The following is an 18020-nucleotide window of genomic DNA, read 5'->3' on the forward strand; positions in this document are numbered from 1 at the left end:
AGTTGATAAAGAACGGGGTATTGCATGGCATTAGTGAGTTTACAGAACGTCAAGGTCAGCTTCGGCGGGCCGCTCCTGCTCGAAGGAGTCGATCTCTCCATCGACCGCGGTGAGCGGGTCTGTCTGGTCGGACGGAACGGTACTGGCAAGTCCACGATCATGAAGCTCATCACCGGAGAGATAAAGCCAGACGGCGGCAATATCGTGTTCCAGCAGGGCGTGCGCATCACGCTTCTGACGCAGGAGGTTCCCAATGCGCTTTTCGGCAGCGTGTTCAACGTGGTATCGAGCGCCTTCGGCGAGCAGGGGAAACTGCTTGCCGCTTATCATCACGTGAGCGCCAAACTGGCCCATGACCACAGCGAGAAGCTGATGTCCGAGCTCGAGGATGTGCAGCACAAATTCGAGGCAGCGGGCGGGTGGCAGATGCAGCAGCGCGTTGATGAGATACTGACGCGATTGCAGCTTCCCGAAGACGTTGAGTTCTCGGAACTTTCGGGCGGTCTCAAGCGACGTGTTCTGCTGGCCAGGGCATTGGCAGACGCACCGGACCTCTTGCTCCTCGACGAGCCAACGAACCACCTGGATATAGATGCCATTGCCTGGCTCGAGGAATTTCTGCTCTCATTCGGCGGGACATTGCTCTTCGTGACCCACGACCGCATGCTGCTACAGAAGCTCGCAACACGGATCGTTGATCTCGACCGGGGCAGACTCACGAGCTGGCCCGGCAGTTACCAAACCTATATAGAGCTTAAACAGGCGGCGCTCGATGGAGAGGCTGTAGAGAATGCTAAGTTTGACAAGAAGCTTGCCGCTGAAGAGATCTGGATCCGCCAGGGTGTCAAGGCGCGCAGGACGCGCAATGAAGGCCGCGTGCGTGCGCTCATGGAACTGCGCAGAACAAGGAGCGATCGGCGAGAGTTGATTGGCGTGGCGCGCATGCAGACACAGGAAGCAGAACGCACAGGCAAGCTGGTTATAGAGACGACTGGGGTAAGCCACAGCTACAACGGGAATGTGGTTATCCGCGATTTTTCAACGACCATCATCCGTGGGGACAAGATCGGTATAATCGGGCCGAACGGCTCGGGCAAGACCACGTTGCTCAAGATACTGCTTGGCGACCTGAAGCCGCAAAAGGGTACAGTGAAGCACGGCACGAACCTCGAAGTGGCCTATCTCGACCAGCACCGTGGACAGCTTGATGATGCAAAGACCGTTCAGGATAATGTTGCGCACGGCAATGACCATGTGATCATTAACGGCAATAGGCGGCATGTCATCGGCTACCTGCAAGATTTTCTGTTCGCGCCTGCCCGTGCCCGCAGTCCCGTGAATGTTCTATCCGGCGGAGAGCGGAACCGTCTGTTGCTCGCGAAGCTCTTTACCCAGCCGTCGAACGTGCTTGTGCTCGATGAGCCCACGAACGACTTGGATATCGAGACACTCGATCTGCTCGAGGAGCTCTTGATGGATTACCCCGGTACGGTGCTGCTCGTGAGCCACGACCGCGCGTTCATCAACGATGTCGTCACCAGCACTCTCGTGTTAGAGGGCAATGGCAGGGTGAGTGAATATGTCGGAGGATATGACGACTGGCTTCGCCAGAAACAGCCGATGAATGTGGTCCATGCTGTCCCGTCAAAGGTTGAGGTTAAAAATGTGGAGCCGAGTCCTCAAAAAAAGAACCCGCGCAAACTGAGCTTTAAAGAGCAGAAAGAGCTTGATACTCTGCCGAAGCGTATTGAAGATCTTGATGCGGAGCAGCGGCAGATCCTGGCGACCATGGCTGATCCGGTCTTTTATCGGGAGAGCGGCAAAAAGGTCACTGTGTATAAGGCACGGCATGAAGTGTTGGAAAAAGAACTTGCCGAGGCGTATAAGCGGTGGGATGAACTGGAGGCAGTGAAGGGTTAAAATTGATAGCATGGTCTGGGCCTCTTGCAAAATACATTGTCATTTTCTTTTTCTCTTCACAACCAACAAGCAAAAACCAACAACAAACAGGAAGCACCCAATTGCAAATATATCACCATATCTTGAATAAAATGTAAACAGGCGCGCATCTCTTAATTTTACTTCATCGCCTATTGTTTCCCTTGTAAAAATGCCGCTTTGCGCCCTAACCCTGCCAATAGGGTCAATCACGCCGCTTATGCCTGTATTGGCCGACCTTATCAAAAAAACCTTATTTTCCACAGCACGAAAGATTGCCTGAGAAAAATGTTGATAAGGCGCGGATGTCTTGCCGAACCATGCGTCGTTGGTGATGTTGATTAAAAAACCGGCGCCATCTTTTATAAAACCTCTTGCAAGTTCCGGAAATATTGATTCAAAACATATCAGGACGCCAAAACTATTACCTTCAAATTCAAGCGGCTCAAGCCATTTACCCGGAGTAAAATCACCCACGCCAACAACAAGTTTATGGATAAATGGTAGATATTTTTTAAGCGGCACATATTCACCGAAAGGCACAAGGTGGATCTTATCATATTTTCCAATGATTTCACCCTCTGGCGATATGAGAAATGCGCTGTTGTAATATTTTACCTCCCCGCCAAAACCTGGTCCATACGCAGGGCTGCCGGTAAGTAGATAGGTATTGGTTTGTTTTGGCACGTTAAATATCTCCATCCCCAAATCTTTATCAGACTGAAGGTAGAATGGAACCGCTGTTTCCGGCCAGATTATCAGCCTTACGCCTTGCTTCGCCGTATCAAGGCTTAAATTTCTATAAATATCCACTGTTTGTTTTTGAAAAGAGGCGTCCCATTTCCTGCCCTGGTCAATATTGCCCTGGACAATGGCAATCCTGAGGGTTTTCCAATGCTCAGAAACTTTGTCTATTTCAGAAATTCTGAAAAGGCCGTATATTAAAACCACCATCAGAATAATAAAAACAAGAAGCCCCTCTTTAACAGGCAGCCTCTTTTCTTTTCCAATCCAGTACGACAGCGCAAAAAAGATTACCGCGTTGACCATGACTATTAAAAAAGATATTCCATATACGCCTGTAATATCCGCTATCTGAATCAACGGGAGAAAGGTAGACTGAGAATAACCGAGGAGAGCCCACGGAAAGCCGAATGTAATCATGTTGCCCCGCAGGTATTCCAGCGCCACCCACAATGATGGGGCAAACAGGATTGTGAGCATTGGGCTCATGCTGACTGATGACATCGCCGCCATGCCAAGCCCAAACATGCCAAAGAAGAGACTTAGATACAAGGCAAGGAGCATGAGAATCAGCACTCCGGTAAAGAATGGAATGCCTCCGTAACTGACCATTGAGTTGACAACCCAATAGATTGTTCCCAGGAAAAAAATAAATCCCCACAGAAGGCCGAGAAAAAAACCGCTTTTCTTATTATTGCCGTCCAATGCAAAAAAGAACGACGTCATACCGATCCACGCCAGAAATTCCAGATCAATGGGCGGGAATGCGGCAGCAAGCGCTATTGCCGAAAGTAAGGTTAAAAAAATATTACGCCACATTTTATTTTGATACAAAAGAAAAGATATAGAAGATAAAAAAGGTCACACCTGTTCCAAGAAGGGCGCCGAGTAGTATCTCAAATTTTGTGTGTATGCCTCCCACGAGACGGCTGTGGCTCACCATTAGCGCCATAACAAAGGTGAGAACCGTTACAACAGGGTCAAGCGTCAGGAGAACAACAGCAGCCCAGATGGAAAAGGCAACAGCAGAATGACCGCTCGGCATACCACCGTGAAGCGGAGCGCCCTTTCCCAAATATGCCTTTGATACAACAACATTTATAAGCACAACAAGCAGCGACACAACGGCAATATGGACTTTAAACGCGCTGCCGGTTCGCAATACCTGAGAAAACGGGATGGTCAAATATTTGGAAAAAATAATATAACCCATAATAAACACGCCAATGGATGATATTAAAACAGCTCCTGCTGAAACATCCTTGGCTATCTTTGCCAGCGCATGATATTTTTTGCCGCAGACAATATCTACCGCAGTTTCAATGGCGGTGTTTACCATCTCTGCAAATAACAATATTACAATGGAGAGCGAAAGAAGCGCAAACTCGGCTGCGGGAAGATTTAAGATAAGGCTTAAAAAGAGAGATGCCGCTGCTGCAGCAAAGAAGTACCTTATATGCCTCTGATGTCTTACTGCATATATGACGCCCTCTATGGCGCAATTGAGGCTTTCAAAAATATTTTTTGGTTTTACGAGTTCTTTATCTTCTTCCAATTTATAATCTCCAGATATATTACATTTTACAATCTGCACTTTGCAATCTTCATTAGTCTCTTCTCCTCTTTCTTCATCCTCAAAGCCTCTTTGCGTCCTTTTTCGTGGTCAAAACCCAATAGATGAAGTATGCCGTGAATCAAAAGCCTTGCCATCTCTTGATTCAGAGTTACGCCATTTTCTTTCGCCTGTGTTTTTGCAGTTTCTACTGATATGACAACATCGCCCAAAATGAGTTGGGAGTTGGGAGTTCGGGGTTCGGAGTTAAAATCCCACATGGGAAACGAAAGCACATCCGTAGACTTATCCTTTTTTAAATAACGTTTATTCAGTTTCTGAATGCCGGCATTGTCAGTCAGGAGTACGCTCAACTCCGCATTGTCACGGCAGCCCAAATCTTTTAATACCTCTCTTGCCAGCCTCTTTATCTCCTTTATCCCAGCCCCCGCCTTCTGCTCTTTTTGTATCAATACCTTCAATAACTCCCCCTTGATATATAAAATCTGTTCTTTCCGGATATTCTATTCTCTGATGGAACATGCCGATGAGCGCCCTTTTAAAATTCCTTGCAATGGCATTAATGTCTTTTACTGTTAATTCGCATTCGTCTAATTGGCCGTCCATAAATACCCTGTTTATTATCCTTTGAACCATAGCCTGAATATTTGCCGATGTCGGGTCAGGGATGGTCTTGGATGCGGCCTCCACCACATCGGCCAGCATCACCAGACCTGCCTCCTTGCTTCTCGGTTTAGGTCCTGGGTACCGAAAATCCTTTTCGTCAACCTCGTAGATATTTATACCCTCCTTAGCCTTTGCCTTCTGATAAAAATAGCTTATGAGAGATGTGCCGTGGTGCTGCCGGATTATCTCTGTAATCTCCTCTCCAAGCCTGTGATCGTTTGCAAGCTCTACGCCTTCGGTTACATGCGATATAAGTATCCTGGCGCTCACCTCGGGCGCAAGACTGTCGTGTTTATTTTCACCCCGCATATTCTCAATAAAATATAATGGGTTTTTTACCTTGCCGATATCATGATAATAGGCGCTTACCTTTGCCAGAAGAGGATTGGCATTCACTGCCTCTGCTGCCGCCTCCACCATGCTCCCTATAATAATTGAATGGTGATACGTGCCAGGGGCATGGAGCGCAAGTTCCTTTAACAGCGGGTGGTCCATCCTTGCCAGTTCAAGATGCCTTATATTGGTTGTGTATCCGAATACAATCTCAAATACAGGCGCCACGCCTGTAACTATCACTGATGTTATCTGGCCGCCAATGAATCCAAAGAGGATTGTAATGACACCTTCTGTTAATGACCAGTTGCCTTTGAGAATGATAAAACTTGCAATGACAAGCACATTTATACAACCCAGGATAAGACCTGCCTTTGTTATGGTAGCCCTTTGCGTGGCATGGCGGACAGCTTTGGCCGCTGCAATTCCGCCGATAAAAAAATATGCCGCAAGACCCAGGCTGCCTTCTAAAAACACGCCTGATATCAGACTTATTACTGCGGCAAAAATCAGCGCGGTCTCTGAATTCAGGAAAAGCCGGACAAGCATCGGCCCTGCGGCTGCCGGCAGGAGATACAGATACGGATGAAATGGTATGACAGGAAATGCTGTTTCAATGGACTTTGCAATAAATAACGAAAGCCTGACAAGCGTGAGAATGGTTATCAGTATAACACCCATGAGGAGGATGTCCTTGGGTGATGACGCAAATTTTCTTATATTCCGCGCAGAAAAGGTGTAGGCGGTGTAAAAAAGAATTATGCTAAAAAGAAAGACGCCAACGGTAGAAATTAAAAAACCTTTGCCGTAAGAGGCATCCTGCACCGCCTTCAGTTTTTTAACCGCATCTTCTGTAATCCTGTCCCCTCCCCTTACAACAATCTCCCCCTTTTTTATATCTGTCCCCTCCAATGTGATATCATGGTCAGCCATAACATCTATGACCGCAATATCACCGGCCTTGTAGGAATAACCAAAAAGCGAAATGTTTGTAGAAAATAAAAGAGCCACAATGCCGCTAATTAGAACAGCAGTGGCCCATCTCTGAAAAACAGGGGATTTTATTGATGCTGTGTGCATAACTAAAAATAGGTTGAGGTTGAGTAATTACTATGTTGAGTTTTTCTTAACCTTAACCTTATGTCTCCTCTTTCTTCCTCCCCCTTCCCTCGTATGCCTTAATTATCTCCTTAACCAGCGGGTGCCTCACCACATCCTTCTCGGTAAAATATGAAAACCCTATGCCTTCAATGCCCTGCAATACCTTCTGGGCATCTACAAGGCCGGACGGCTTTGCAAGGGGGAGGTCTATCTGAGTTATGTCTCCTGTTATAACTGCCTTTGAGCTGAACCCAAGCCGCGTCAAAAACATCTTCATCTGCTCGGATGTAGTGTTCTGGGCCTCATCCATGATTACAAAAGAATCATTGAGCGTCCTGCCGCGCATAAATGCGAGCGGGGCAACCTCTATCATCCCCCTCTCTATGAGTTTTTCCGCCCTTTCAAAATCAATCATATCGTGAAGCGCATCGTAGAGAGGTCTCAGATATGGGTCAACCTTTGCAGCCAGATCGCCCGGCAAAAATCCGAGTTTTTCTCCTGCCTCTACAGCGGGTCTGGTGAGTATTATCCTGTCCACCTCTTTTTTCGACAGCGCAGCCACTGCCATCGCCATCGCCAGATATGTCTTGCCTGTCCCTGCCGGTCCTATGCCAAAAACAATATCGTATTTTCTTATCATATCTATATACTTTTTCTGCGCAGGACTCTTTGGCGAAATAATCTTTTTCTTAAATGATATATAGACAGTATCGGTGAATATATCGGCAAGGTGGACTTCTCTATCCGTCTCAATCGCCCTTATGGCGTAGTCTATATCAGTTGGATGAAGGGCATAGCCCTTTTGGAGCAGTTCGCACAGTTCTTTTAAAAGCCTTTCTGCCAGTTGAACCCTTTGACCCTCGCCGTGGACTACAATAAGATTTCCTCTTGTATCAAGCTTTACCCCAAGTTTTTTCTCCAGACGCTTCAGATTTTCACCTGTCTCGCCGAACAGAGAAGCGGCAATAGCATTATCCTCTATCGTAATGTGCTTAAAGATTTTTTCTTCTATGTTCAACAAGGCCTGACTCCTCAAAAAAATAGCATCACAGAGTCAGAGGGTCATAGTGTCAAAGTCTTTTCTCATACTCTGACACTTTGACTCTTTGATACTTTGACTCTTGTTATTTAAACTCCAGCTCTTTAAACCATGCAATATCAATGTCAGGAAAAAGGTCATCCCTTTTCTGGCACATATCAAGAAAAATTTTATCGCTATTTGAAATATCCTTTCCTTCGCCTTTATCCCTTGCCAACCCGGCAAGCCTTTTAAAATCCTCGTAATGCCTTACAATCCTTGCCTCTGCGTAATCCTTTGCAGAAAAGGTGCTTATAAGAAACTGCCAATCAGAGGCCTCAAGTATGAGAAGCTCTCTGGCAGCCTGTTTAAGAATATCCTGCAGCAGGTTGTCTTCTTTTTTGTTGCCGTATTGCCTTGCGATTTTTATCATCTCTTCCTCTGCCTCGTAGATATGCTTCCATGTCCACTGGTTAGTGTCATTGAGCCATATCCAGTGATAGCCTCCCTCTCCCCACGAACCTTCAGGCAGTGATATGACCTCTGTTGGTCTTTGCCTGTCAAGATATTCGCCTGCAGTTACCATGTCTATACTTCCATCAAGATGAACGGCCTTTATTACGCTGTAAAGCCATTCAGGCCCTTCAAACCACCAGTGGCCAAATAATTCCGCATCATATGGAGATACAACAATGCCGGGCTCATTTTGAGCCTTGAGATACTCAGATAGATTTACCTTTATAAGTTCTTTAAAATGCTCAGCCTGCTCTGATGTTCTCGCGTAAGCAATTTCAGGCACATATCTTTCTTTATCCGCAAGGTCTGCCTTTGCGCTGGTAACCCTCCAGTATTTCATGCCGCCAGGAAATCGCTTTTTATGAAAATCAAGGTAATTGCCATCCCCCGGATAGCCCCACTCCCCGCTCCAAACCTGAAGGCCGGTCTTTGGATCTCTTGTAAAAACAGCCACAGGCATTTTTCCCTCTGCCGCGGAACCAACCCAATAGGCCTTATAAGGCGTCTTCTCTGCAGCCTCAGGCAGCGGCTTATACTGTTCAGAAAATCTTGCCCAGAGATTTTGCAGGGCCTCAAATCTGTCAAGATAGACGCCTATTGCCTTTCCGCCCTTTAACAGGTGCGCATCTATAAAGAAATACTCAATATGATTCTCGCTTAAAAATTCTTCCACACCCTTTCTGCTATAAGCCTCCACTTTGACGCCTGTATCAACCGGCGGCGACCATTTATAACCCGGCCTGTAGGCGCACTCCGGCAGCCATATACCCCGGGGCTGTTTTCCAAAATGTCTTTTATACGACGATACCCCTTGTTTGACCTGCGCCTGTATGCTTATATCCTGTGAAAGGAGCGGAAAATATCCGTGGGTTGCCCCGCAGGTGATTATCTCTATATGCCCCTCTCTCTGCATATCTGCAAAAGCCTTTACAATATTCTGTTCATATTTTTCCATGAAATCCTTGTATATGTTCCGGTAAAAGTCTTTCCACATCCTGGCGAGCTTTGCGAAATCAGCCTGGCCAAGGGCCTCAAACTCCTCTATATCTTTACCTGCCGCTTCCAATTTCTGGCCAAGGTATGTCTTAAACTCTGATTTAAAGGACTGATTTACAAGCATCTCTGTTAAAACAGGCGTAAGCCCAAGGGTCACCTTCGGGCTAATTCCCTCTGCAATTAAACGGTTAAAGACGTTCAAAAGCGGTATATATGTCTCTGCCGCCGCCTCATTCAGCCAGTCTGTTCCGTGAGGCCATCTGCCGTGCGATAGAACATAAGGAAGGTGGGAATGTAAAACAAAGGTAAATGAACCAATCTTTTCCATAAGCCTCCTATGAATAAAAGGGTCGAGAACCCTCTAACCCTTATCCATTTTATGTTATTTTGATTTCTATCATAAGGCTGCGCCTTTTGCAATTTCAATCAATATCCAACTCCCCTTGCCTCTTCATACCACTTATCAAAGTGATGCGCTAACAGAAGTTTTGAAAAATCTGAATCCTTATTAACTATCTCATAGACAATTGTAGGGGTTGCCGACTCAAAACCCTTAAATATTATTTCTCCTGCCTTGCATATCACATCTATCTGTTTAATCCCCTCTGTCATAAACACGCCAAACCACAATTCCAGCGCCTTAAACGGAAAGAAGAAGGTATTTTGTGTTTCTTTGTTCAATTCAGTTATCCGAACCTCCCGCTTAAAAAAGAACCCCCTTCCGCTGTTCTCTTTAATATATGCCTTTAACGCATCCGCGCTCAATGCCTGGCCTTTATTATATATATCGCTGGCAGCGCTCAATATCCTTAGAGAGGAAAGGGGCTCGCCGGAAATAATTCTTCTAAAATCTCTGAAACATTCCTGGGCCAGCGCAGAAGCCAGGTCTTTTGCCTCAGACATATCTTTACGGATAATCATGCCTTCCAGATGCTCATCCATGCTTGGAGGCACAAGGAAACCATATGTCTTATCTATATAAACATCAAGCGGATATTTGAGGCTTGGGTTGCGCCTCTTAATCCTTTCTTCTTCAAGAAGCCTCTCCATCTTTGCCCTTACTATAGAACTTCTCGCAGTGCCTCTGGCTGCTTCATTTATCTTTTCTCCAATAGCCACCTTTAACTCGCCCCAGAAAGCGTCTCTCATTACAATAATCTCAGCCTTGCTGCCATAGGTAATAAAGAGACCTGCCTCCATCTCCTGTCCTATCGCAGCCTCCAATTCATCTTTATATGTTTTCTCCAGCCTGTCCTCCTTCTCCTTCAATTCTATTGCCCTGGCCTCTAATCCTTTACCGCCGGCAGCCACAGCCTTCTCCAATTCAGCCATTTCCCTGCCAAACTCCTCTTTCATTGCCTCAAAGTTCTTATGGATGCTGCGGAGAAGCTCTTCTTCTGCAATATGATGAACCCTTCTCTCTAATTGCTCTTTATACCTCTTCATAACCAGCCGAATATCCTTTGCCAAGGCAATAAGATTGCTGACCCCGCCGGAAAATACCACGGCGTCGCCAAGCAGATTGTTCAATTTTATGTTCTTTTCATCATATGCCAAACCAGGGGCTGAAGAGCCGTATCTGCCTGCGGCCCTGAGGATGGGCTTATAGAAATTTGATTCCATAAAGTCCGCCATTATGATCTCCTTTGCCCTCAGGGTCTTCCTTGTAAAATCCTTCATGTCTACAAAGAGATGTCCTTCATCCTCTGCCTCTAACTCCTTTAATATTGCCATACTATCAGAGGAAAACCGGTAAAGCCTTCCCCTTTCATATTCCATTTTCAATGTCTCGATAGAAAACTCACCGCGCCTGTCAACCATCAATTCACGCATGGGACCGGCAAACCTCTCCACATCTTCATCAAATCTGTACGCGGTAAATGACTCTAATATGTCCCTAACGTACATGCCCCCTTTTCTTATTCCTAATAAGCCGCTAAAGGTGGTTTTTTTAACGGAGTCTATAAACTCCTCTATTGCATCTATTCTCTCTATTCTGCCTATATCCTTTTGAAACTGCGCCTTTATATTTTCTAAACCTTCCTTCAGTCTCGTCGTTATCTTTGTATCCGTAAAGAGCATCTGAATAAATCTATTGTCCTGATATAATTCGGCAAGCATCTGGTTAATCCCCATTCCAGGGGTGTCGTAATCCAGAAGGTAATCGCCTATCAGCTGTCTTAAATGGTTTATATTGGAGAACCTGAAAAGCCCTTCTCTGAGAGACGAATCCTTTTTTATCTCATTTTCCATCATCTGGATAATACTTGCGGCATCCTGATTGGGGACAGATTTCAAATCTGTCCCCAGTGCATTGTCATAAAATGGCTTTAATAAAGAGACTACATCGGCCTGAAGCCCGTATGGATTTAAATCGCTTAAAATAATATTCCCATGAATGGTCAAAAAACTTCTTGGTGTAAACCATTCCTCAAAAACCATCGGCGCTGCAGAGCTATTAGAAGCCGTTATTTGTCTTATTTCAGACGCCACATCCTTTACAGCAGCCTTAAAAACAAAATACAGGGCAAGCCCTGCTATCTGATCCAGCCTTTCATAACTAAGGCCTTTTATCTTTGTATTTCTTATAATGGCCTCTTTCTTCCGTATGGCAATATTTATCATAGCCATAATCGCCAGAACAGATGTCTTCTCCACGCCTTCCAAGCGCACCTCTTCAAGCACGGCCTTTCCCAATATTCCCTTGACCAGCGCATAAAATGTCTTTCCATAACCATCCGGAGAAAGCCATGCCTTTAATATCCCGCTGTCAATAAAGGGTGTTGTTGTTAATATTTCGCAGGCAATATTTTTTTCTACTGAGCCGGGCAGGAAATAATCTGTCCTATAAGTCTTCTCTGAGAGGGTTGTTTTTATATCAATGGTGGAAGGAAGGCTGCCTTTGATTTCGTGTTCAGAGCCTGGTTCAAAACGTCTTCTTAAAAGTATCAGCAGCGCAAGAATGGCTCTTTCTATTACAGACTCATCTTCTACGCCGAACAGGCAGGGTATCTTTAAGTCTTTTATAGACTCCCCTAAACGGAATCTCGTATAAGAAGGCTCTATCATCCACAATCTGCCTGTTTTAAGTTCAAATCCTTTTTGTAAAATACCATCAAGGACTTTGAGCCTCTCTTTGACGAATGTATGGTAGGTATCTGTCGGCATAGAATTAGCAGGCAGCTTACAACAGATGGGTGCGCTTCGCTTCATCCATCCTACGAAACTCCTTACTGCTTACTGTCTTTTAATAATTCCCTCAAAAATCCCTCTCCCATCCTCTCCCCCAAGGATTGATTCACAAACCCTTTCAGGGTGAGGCATAGCTCCGAAGACATTTCCTTTTTCGTTGATTATGGCTGCAATATTATTGACTGAGCCGTTTGGGTTGATATTCTCTGTAATTCGGCCGTCCTGAGTAGAATATCTGAAAATTATCTGGTTATTATCCTCCAGCCTTTTGATAGCGTCTTTATCCGCAAAATAATTTCCGTCAGCATGGGCAATAGGGATGTTTAATATCTGGTTTTTCTGATATGTATTTGTAAACATGGTCTGGTTATTCTCTACCTTTACATAAACATTCTGGCAGATGAACTTAAGGCTCCTGTTTCTCATCAAGACCCCCGGCAAAAGCCCTGCCTCTGTTAATATCTGAAAACCATTACATATGCCTATAACACGACCGCCTTTATTTGCAAAACGAATCACCTCATTCATTACCGGTGAAAATCTGGCAATAGCTCCGGTCCGTAAATAGTCTCCATATGAAAATCCGCCTGGCAGGATAATACAGTCAAACCCTTTGAGGCTTGTATCCTTATGCCAGATATATTCAGCCTCCTGGCCCATAACATGCTTGGCCGCATGATAGCAGTCGTGGTCGCAGTTTGAGCCTGGGAATACGATTATGCCAAATCTCATTCTATCTCTACCCTGTAGTCTTCAACAACAGTATTTGCCAGAAGTTTTTCGCACATTTCCTTAAGGCTTTTTTCCGCATCTTGTTTAGATGAGGTGTCAAGCTCAACTTCAATAAACTTGCCTATTCTTAAACCCTTGACCTCACTGTATCCCATAGATGCAAGGGCATCGCCCACAGCCTTTCCCTGCGGGTCAAGCACGCCTTTTTTTAATGTCACAAAAACCTTTGCCTTCATAAAATCTCTATCTTTCATAGACTACCCTTCCTGCAACTATTGTCTTTACAGCCTTCCCTTTCATTTTCCACCCGTCAAACGGCGTATTCCTGCTCTTTGATTTTAATTCTTTGGCATCCACAATCCACTCCTTGTTCAAGTCAACAATTGCTATATCAGCATCGGCCCCGACTTTTAATTGCCCCTTGCTGTCAAGCCCAAACAGTTTTGCCGGATTTGCGGATAATTTTGCAATCAATTCCGACAATGTTAAAACATTATCGGAAACAAGCCTTAAACACAGAGGCAGGGCTGTTTCCAGACCGATAATCCCGTTTGCCGCCTTATCAAACTCAACATCCTTTTCATCAAGCGTTTGCGGTGCATGGTCGGTTGCAATCGCATCTATTGTTCCATCCTCAAGCCCTCTTTTTATTGCATCAATATCTTGCATGGTTCTAAGCGGTGGGTTCATCTTTGTATTTGTATTATAGCCTATAACAGCCTCATCCGTCAGGGTAAAATGATGCGGCGTAACCTCTGCCGTAATATTTAATCCTCTTTGTTTTGCATTTCTTACAAGCGCAACAGATCCTTTTGTGCTTATATGGGCAATATGCAATCTTCCTTCTGTAAGCTCCGCCAGTGCAATGTCTCTTGCCGCCATAATATCCTCTGCTGCATCGGGAATGCCTTTAAGTCCGAGTTTTGTTGACACAAAACCTTCATTCATAACGCCATCCCCTGCAAGACCTGTGTCTTCGCAGTGGCTTATTACCAATAAGTTAAACTGCTTTGCATATTCCATTGCCAGTCTCATAAGCCCGCTGTTTGCAACAGGCCTTCCGTCATCAGATATTGCAACGCATCCTGAATCTTTTAATTCTCCTATCTCTGCAAGGGTTTCACCTTTCAGTCCTTTGCTTATTGCGCCAATGGGAAGAACATTTATAACACCTTCTTCCATTGCCTTTTTAAGTATATACCGTGTAACCGATGTATTATCATTTACCGGGTTTGTATTTGCCATGCACGCAATTGAGGTAAATCCGCCTGCTGCTGCCGCCATTGTGCCTGTCCTGATGGTCTCCTTATATTCATAACCAGGTTCCCGCAGATGCGTATGCATATCAATAAAACCCGGGCAGACAAGTAGTCCAGAGGCATCAATGGTTCGGAGTCCAGTGTCAGAGTCTTTAACCCTTTGCCCCTTTGACACTTTGACTCTTTGACCTTCTATTCTGATTTCTTTTATCTTTTCCCCCTCAATCAATACATCCCCTATCCCATCAACCCCATTTGCAGGGTCTATCACCCTTCCGCCTTTGATTAAGAACTTATTCACGGCTGCCTCCAAGCAACAGATAAAACAGCGCCATTCTCACAGCAACGCCGTTTTTGACCTGACCTAATATCAGTGAATACGGCCCGTCAGCAACATCAGATGAAATCTCAACACCCCTGTTTATTGGCCCCGGGTGAAGTATGACAACATCCTTTTTTGCATTTGCAAGTTTTACAGAATCAAGGCCAAACAACCTTGAATACTCCCTCACTGTCGGGAACAGTCCTGCCTTCTGCCTTTCCAGTTGAATCCTTAATATCATTATAACATCCGCATCTTTTATAGCATCTTCTATTTTGTAAAATACCCTGCACCCGGTTTTTTCAATGCCGGAAGGCATCATTGTAGGAGGCCCTGCAACCATGACCTCTGCACCAAGTTTTATGAAGCCGTATATATTGCTTCTCGCAACCCTTGAATGAGAAATATCGCCTATTATTGCAATCTTTAAGCCCTCTATCTTTTCAAATCTTTCCCTGACAGTCAATAAATCAAGGAGCGCCTGGCTTGGGTGTTCATGGCTGCCGTCCCCTGCATTTATCACAGAGCACTTTACAAGCCTTGCAAGTATTTCAGACGCGCCGCTTGAAGGGTGTCTCAAGACTATGCAGTCCGGGTGCATTGCCTCAAGATTTTTTGCAGTGTCTTTTAATGTCTCGCCCTTTACAACACTGCTTGTTGACACAGAGATATTTATCGCGTCAGCGCTCATCCTCTTTGCGGCAATCTCAAAGGATGTCCTTGTCCTTGTAGATGCCTCATAAAAAAGATTTATGATGGTTCTGCCGCGAAGCGTCGGAACCTTTTTTATCTCCCTTTCAGAGACCTCTTTAAAGGACTGCGCAGTTGATAAGATAAGTTCTATCTCGTCTCTTGCAAGATCTTCAATAGTTAATATATCTTTTCTCTTAAGCCTCATTCAATCTCCACAGTCACATCATCCTCGCCATCTGTCTCTTTCAAGCGCACCTTTACCTTTTCCTGTACTGAGGTGGGCGCATTCTTGCCGACATAATCCGGTCTTATGGGAAGTTCCCTGTGCCCCCTGTCTATCAGGACGGCAAACTGGATATTGGCAGGCCTTCCGAAGTCCATTATCACATTCATCGCAGCCCTGATTGTCCTTCCTGTAAAAAGCACATCATCAACAATAATAACCTTTTTATTATCAAGGGGAACGGGTATATCTGTTTCTTTTAATACCGGCTGGTCATGCTTCATCCCGATATCATCCCTGTAAAGAGTTGCGTCAACAGCGCCGACCGGCAGGTTAACATCCTCTGTTTTATTTAATATCTCCCTTAATCTTCTGGCAATATATACGCCGCGGGTCGGAATGCCAAGGATGACGATATTTTCAACACCCTTATTCTTTTCAATAATCTCGTGCGCTATCCTTGTCAGCGCCCTTTCCATGTCCTTTTCATCCATTATATGTTTTCTATGCATATCAACCTTCCCCGTAAGACGGCTCTGACGCAAAAAAATACCCCCTTATTTTTTAATAGCCTGATTAAGGAGGTATCAAAAACATTTAAGTTATATTTTATCATTTCCAATCCCTTTCTTAACCTCTCCGGGTCAAATTAAAAGGGGAGGTAGAACTACTGCTTTGCCCTTATCAGCCTAACAGCGTCTATATTAAAATAAAGCGTCCTGGTGTATCTGTCAAAAAAATTTACATCTATCTTATAGCGAAGAGAAACCTCTATGTCGGAATCCCTTCTATCCACAATAATATCCTTCTCCTCAATGGGAAGCCCAAACTCCTTAACCCTGATCATGATATATTTTACTATCTGCTCGTCAGTGTACAGATGAGCGTTATCGGCATCATTTGCAACCTCTGTATTTATCATGTAGTAAGTAATGTATGGCGGGGCAAATTTGATGCCGATATAGACCGCGGCAACTATCAAAATAACCCAAAAGAGGGTCCCAATGCTTATCTTGCCGTCTTTATTCTTCCATCTCCTCCCCATTTTAAACATTTATACACTGTTATTATTATGAGAGTCAATGTAAATTTTCCAAATTCCCTTTAATCGGTTGACTTTTGTAAATCGGTATAGTATATAAAAACCTCAGTTTATTAGTTTGTAATCCTGAAAAAGGCAGTTATTCCCAATTCAGAATTTGTTCACTGGCGGGCGTAATTCAATGGTAGAATGGAAGCTTCCCAAGCTTCATACGAGGGTTCGATTCCCTTCGCCCGCTCCAAAAAATAATATTACAGCCGTGAAAATGAAAAAGAGATATCATATTTTCTCCATATTATTCTCCATCTATTTTTCTGTCTTTGCCATATCTCCACTTACATGCGCCTACAGCTATAATGATATTGCTGCACAAACGGATATCTCAATAAAAAATATAAGGTTATTTGCCATAGACCTGCTCTTATCATCGCTTGCCAAAAAGGAAAGCAGGGAACAGAATAATGACAACAATCCCGCATCTTCTTTCCATATTTTGCTGAAAAAGAAGAAGGCAACTTTATCTTCAAATAAGATAGAAATATCAAGCAATGTTTTTTTAAAGACCGGCCATGCAACAGAGGTTTTTACCTTCTTGACGGAAACATTTTCTGCAATGTCAGCGCCTCAGGGTAACAAATCTGTATTTCGAAACGGCTTTTATCTGCCCCATTCCGGCCTTTCGCCGCCTTTCATCACATCGCGCTTATCGTGACCATATAACTTAATAATCTCATCCAACATAAGATATGGCTTTATTAATCCGCAATTTGTATCAATTTGTTTTTTCACGTTCACATTGATTTTATCACAGAGAGTTAATATATTTTACATAGGAGGAAATATTATGAAGAGATTTTTACTTTTTATGACAATCGCTATCCTGTTTACTGTTTGGGGATGCAGTAAAAAAGTCGTGACATCAGAGACAGCCGTTGGACAGATACCAAAGAAAGAGGCAGCCCAGACAGAGGCGGTCAAGGAGAAAGAAACCGCCGCAGTTACCGCGCCTGTTGAGGCTCCATCCATAACACCAGAAGCCGTGAAACAAGAGGAAGCTGTTACAGAGGAGAAAGAAGCCGCCGCAGTTGCCGCGCCTGTTGAAGTTCCATCCATAATACCAGAAACCGTGAAATCAAAGGAAGCTGCTATAGAGGAGAAAGAAACTGCCGCAGTTACTGCGCCTGTTGAGGCTCCATCCATAATACCAGAAGCCGTGAAATCAAAGGAAGCTGCTATAGAGGAGAAAGAAACTGCCGCAGTTACTGCGCCTGTTGAGGTATTAAAGCTGCAGGACATATTCTTTGATTTCGACAGGTTCCTTATCAGGGAAGAGGCCAGGCCGGTTCTTGAGACAAATGCGGATTACTTGAAAGCCAATAAGGATTCTAAAATTCTTATTGAAGGCCACTGTGATGAAAGGGGAACCTCGGAATACAATATGGCCCTTGGCGAGAGAAGGGCGCAGTCTGCAAAAAAATACCTTATTGATCTGGGTATAGACCCATCGAGGATATCCACTATAAGTTACGGTAAAGAAAAGCCATTCTGCACAGACCACAACGAGGGATGCTGGCAAGAAAACAGAAGGGCGCATTTTACCATAAAGTAAGAATCCTATCTGCATTTCTTATACAAGATTTTATACACAACGTCACCGTAAAGGGAAGAACGT

General features: G+C 44.6%; 16 protein-coding genes and 1 tRNA gene. 4 read left to right on the plus strand and 13 right to left on the minus strand.

Features of this window, described 5'->3' with window-relative positions; all coding sequences use genetic code 11:
• Nucleotides 1–24 precede the first annotated feature (24 nt).
• A complete protein-coding gene (locus Q8P28_09175) occupies nt 25–1920 on the plus strand; it encodes an ATP-binding cassette domain-containing protein (protein ID MDP2682958.1) in 1896 nt (631 codons plus the stop codon).
• 39 nt (nt 1921–1959) lie between these two features.
• On the opposite strand, the gene lnt is transcribed toward Q8P28_09175, so the two are convergent.
• The 13 genes from lnt to Q8P28_09240 all read right to left on the minus strand — a co-directional run bounded on the left by lnt (nt 1960) and on the right by Q8P28_09240 (nt 16351).
• Nucleotides 1960–3501: an apolipoprotein N-acyltransferase gene (gene lnt / locus Q8P28_09180; protein MDP2682959.1), complete on the minus strand. Its 1542-nt coding sequence runs from the start codon at nt 3499–3501 to the stop codon at nt 1960–1962.
• Nucleotide 3502: 1 nt separating this feature from the next.
• Nucleotides 3503–4237: a diacylglycerol kinase gene (locus Q8P28_09185; GenBank protein MDP2682960.1), complete on the minus strand. Its 735-nt coding sequence runs from the start codon at nt 4235–4237 to the stop codon at nt 3503–3505.
• A 26-nt stretch (nt 4238–4263) separates the two neighbouring features.
• A complete protein-coding gene (gene ybeY, locus Q8P28_09190) occupies nt 4264–4716 on the minus strand; it encodes an rRNA maturation RNase YbeY (protein ID MDP2682961.1) in 453 nt (150 codons plus the stop codon).
• Nucleotides 4619–6334 (minus strand): HDIG domain-containing protein, encoded by a 1716-nt coding sequence (locus Q8P28_09195; protein MDP2682962.1) that lies wholly within the window; start codon nt 6332–6334, stop codon nt 4619–4621. The genes ybeY and Q8P28_09195 overlap by 98 nt, the downstream gene beginning before the upstream one ends.
• A gap of 58 nt (nt 6335–6392) precedes the next feature.
• Entirely contained in the window at nt 6393–7373 is a 981-nt protein-coding gene (locus tag Q8P28_09200) for a PhoH family protein (protein MDP2682963.1), read from the minus strand.
• Nucleotides 7374–7479: 106 nt separating this feature from the next.
• Nucleotides 7480–9213, minus strand: coding sequence for a DUF1957 domain-containing protein (locus Q8P28_09205; protein ID MDP2682964.1), 1734 nt, complete (start codon nt 9211–9213; stop codon nt 7480–7482).
• Between the two features lie 98 nt (nt 9214–9311).
• Nucleotides 9312–12098 carry a hypothetical protein gene (locus Q8P28_09210; protein MDP2682965.1) on the minus strand — a complete coding sequence of 929 codons (2787 nt, stop codon included), beginning with the start codon at nt 12096–12098 and terminating at the stop codon, nt 9312–9314.
• A gap of 24 nt (nt 12099–12122) precedes the next feature.
• A complete protein-coding gene (gene purQ, locus Q8P28_09215; protein ID MDP2682966.1) occupies nt 12123–12809 on the minus strand; it encodes a phosphoribosylformylglycinamidine synthase subunit PurQ in 687 nt (228 codons plus the stop codon).
• A complete protein-coding gene (gene purS, locus Q8P28_09220; GenBank protein MDP2682967.1) occupies nt 12806–13045 on the minus strand; it encodes a phosphoribosylformylglycinamidine synthase subunit PurS in 240 nt (79 codons plus the stop codon). Before purS ends, purQ begins: the two co-directional genes overlap by 4 nt.
• Nucleotides 13046–13052: 7 nt before the next feature.
• Nucleotides 13053–14369, minus strand: coding sequence for a dihydroorotase (locus Q8P28_09225; GenBank protein ID MDP2682968.1), 1317 nt, complete (start codon nt 14367–14369; stop codon nt 13053–13055).
• Nucleotides 14362–15288 (minus strand): aspartate carbamoyltransferase catalytic subunit, encoded by a 927-nt coding sequence (locus tag Q8P28_09230; protein ID MDP2682969.1) that lies wholly within the window; start codon nt 15286–15288, stop codon nt 14362–14364. Before Q8P28_09230 ends, Q8P28_09225 begins: the two co-directional genes overlap by 8 nt.
• A complete protein-coding gene (gene pyrR, locus Q8P28_09235) occupies nt 15285–15818 on the minus strand; it encodes a bifunctional pyr operon transcriptional regulator/uracil phosphoribosyltransferase PyrR (GenBank protein ID MDP2682970.1) in 534 nt (177 codons plus the stop codon). Before pyrR ends, Q8P28_09230 begins: the two co-directional genes overlap by 4 nt.
• A 155-nt stretch (nt 15819–15973) precedes the next feature.
• Nucleotides 15974–16351 carry a hypothetical protein gene (locus Q8P28_09240; protein MDP2682971.1) on the minus strand — a complete coding sequence of 126 codons (378 nt, stop codon included), beginning with the start codon at nt 16349–16351 and terminating at the stop codon, nt 15974–15976.
• Nucleotides 16352–16515: 164 nt separating this feature from the next.
• Here Q8P28_09240 and Q8P28_09245 point away from each other — a divergent pair.
• The 3 genes from Q8P28_09245 (at nt 16516) to pal (ending at nt 17957) form a co-directional block, all read left to right on the plus strand.
• Nucleotides 16516–16589, plus strand: a tRNA-Gly gene (locus Q8P28_09245).
• 24 nt (nt 16590–16613) lie between these two features.
• A complete protein-coding gene (locus Q8P28_09250) occupies nt 16614–17060 on the plus strand; it encodes a hypothetical protein (protein ID MDP2682972.1) in 447 nt (148 codons plus the stop codon).
• Between the two features lie 132 nt (nt 17061–17192).
• Nucleotides 17193–17957, plus strand: coding sequence for a peptidoglycan-associated lipoprotein Pal (gene pal / locus Q8P28_09255; protein MDP2682973.1), 765 nt, complete (start codon nt 17193–17195; stop codon nt 17955–17957).
• Nucleotides 17958–18020 lie beyond the last annotated feature (63 nt).

Source organism: Deltaproteobacteria bacterium, assembly GCA_030690165.1.
In the GTDB taxonomy this organism is placed as follows: Bacteria; Desulfobacterota; GWC2-55-46; order UBA9637; family UBA9637; genus JACRNJ01.

Excerpts from the sequence above, each read along its gene's own strand:
- Q8P28_09175 (MDP2682958.1), top strand. The coding sequence starts at position 25 with ATGGCATTAGTGAGTTTACAGAACGTCAAGGTCAGCTTCGGCGGGCCG.
- lnt (MDP2682959.1), bottom strand. The coding sequence starts at position 3,501 with ATGTGGCGTAATATTTTTTTAACCTTACTTTCGGCAATAGCGCTTGCT.
- Q8P28_09195 (MDP2682962.1), bottom strand. The coding sequence starts at position 6,334 with ATGCACACAGCATCAATAAAATCCCCTGTTTTTCAGAGATGGGCCACT.
- Q8P28_09205 (MDP2682964.1), bottom strand. The coding sequence starts at position 9,213 with ATGGAAAAGATTGGTTCATTTACCTTTGTTTTACATTCCCACCTTCCT.
- Q8P28_09210 (MDP2682965.1), bottom strand. The coding sequence starts at position 12,098 with ATGAAGCGAAGCGCACCCATCTGTTGTAAGCTGCCTGCTAATTCTATG.
- purQ (MDP2682966.1), bottom strand. The coding sequence starts at position 12,809 with ATGAGATTTGGCATAATCGTATTCCCAGGCTCAAACTGCGACCACGAC.
- purS (MDP2682967.1), bottom strand. The coding sequence starts at position 13,045 with ATGAAGGCAAAGGTTTTTGTGACATTAAAAAAAGGCGTGCTTGACCCG.
- Q8P28_09230 (MDP2682969.1), bottom strand. The coding sequence starts at position 15,288 with ATGAGGCTTAAGAGAAAAGATATATTAACTATTGAAGATCTTGCAAGA.
- pyrR (MDP2682970.1), bottom strand. The coding sequence starts at position 15,818 with ATGCATAGAAAACATATAATGGATGAAAAGGACATGGAAAGGGCGCTG.
- Q8P28_09240 (MDP2682971.1), bottom strand. The coding sequence starts at position 16,351 with ATGGGGAGGAGATGGAAGAATAAAGACGGCAAGATAAGCATTGGGACC.
- Q8P28_09250 (MDP2682972.1), top strand. The coding sequence starts at position 16,614 with ATGAAAAAGAGATATCATATTTTCTCCATATTATTCTCCATCTATTTT.
- pal (MDP2682973.1), top strand. The coding sequence starts at position 17,193 with ATGAAGAGATTTTTACTTTTTATGACAATCGCTATCCTGTTTACTGTT.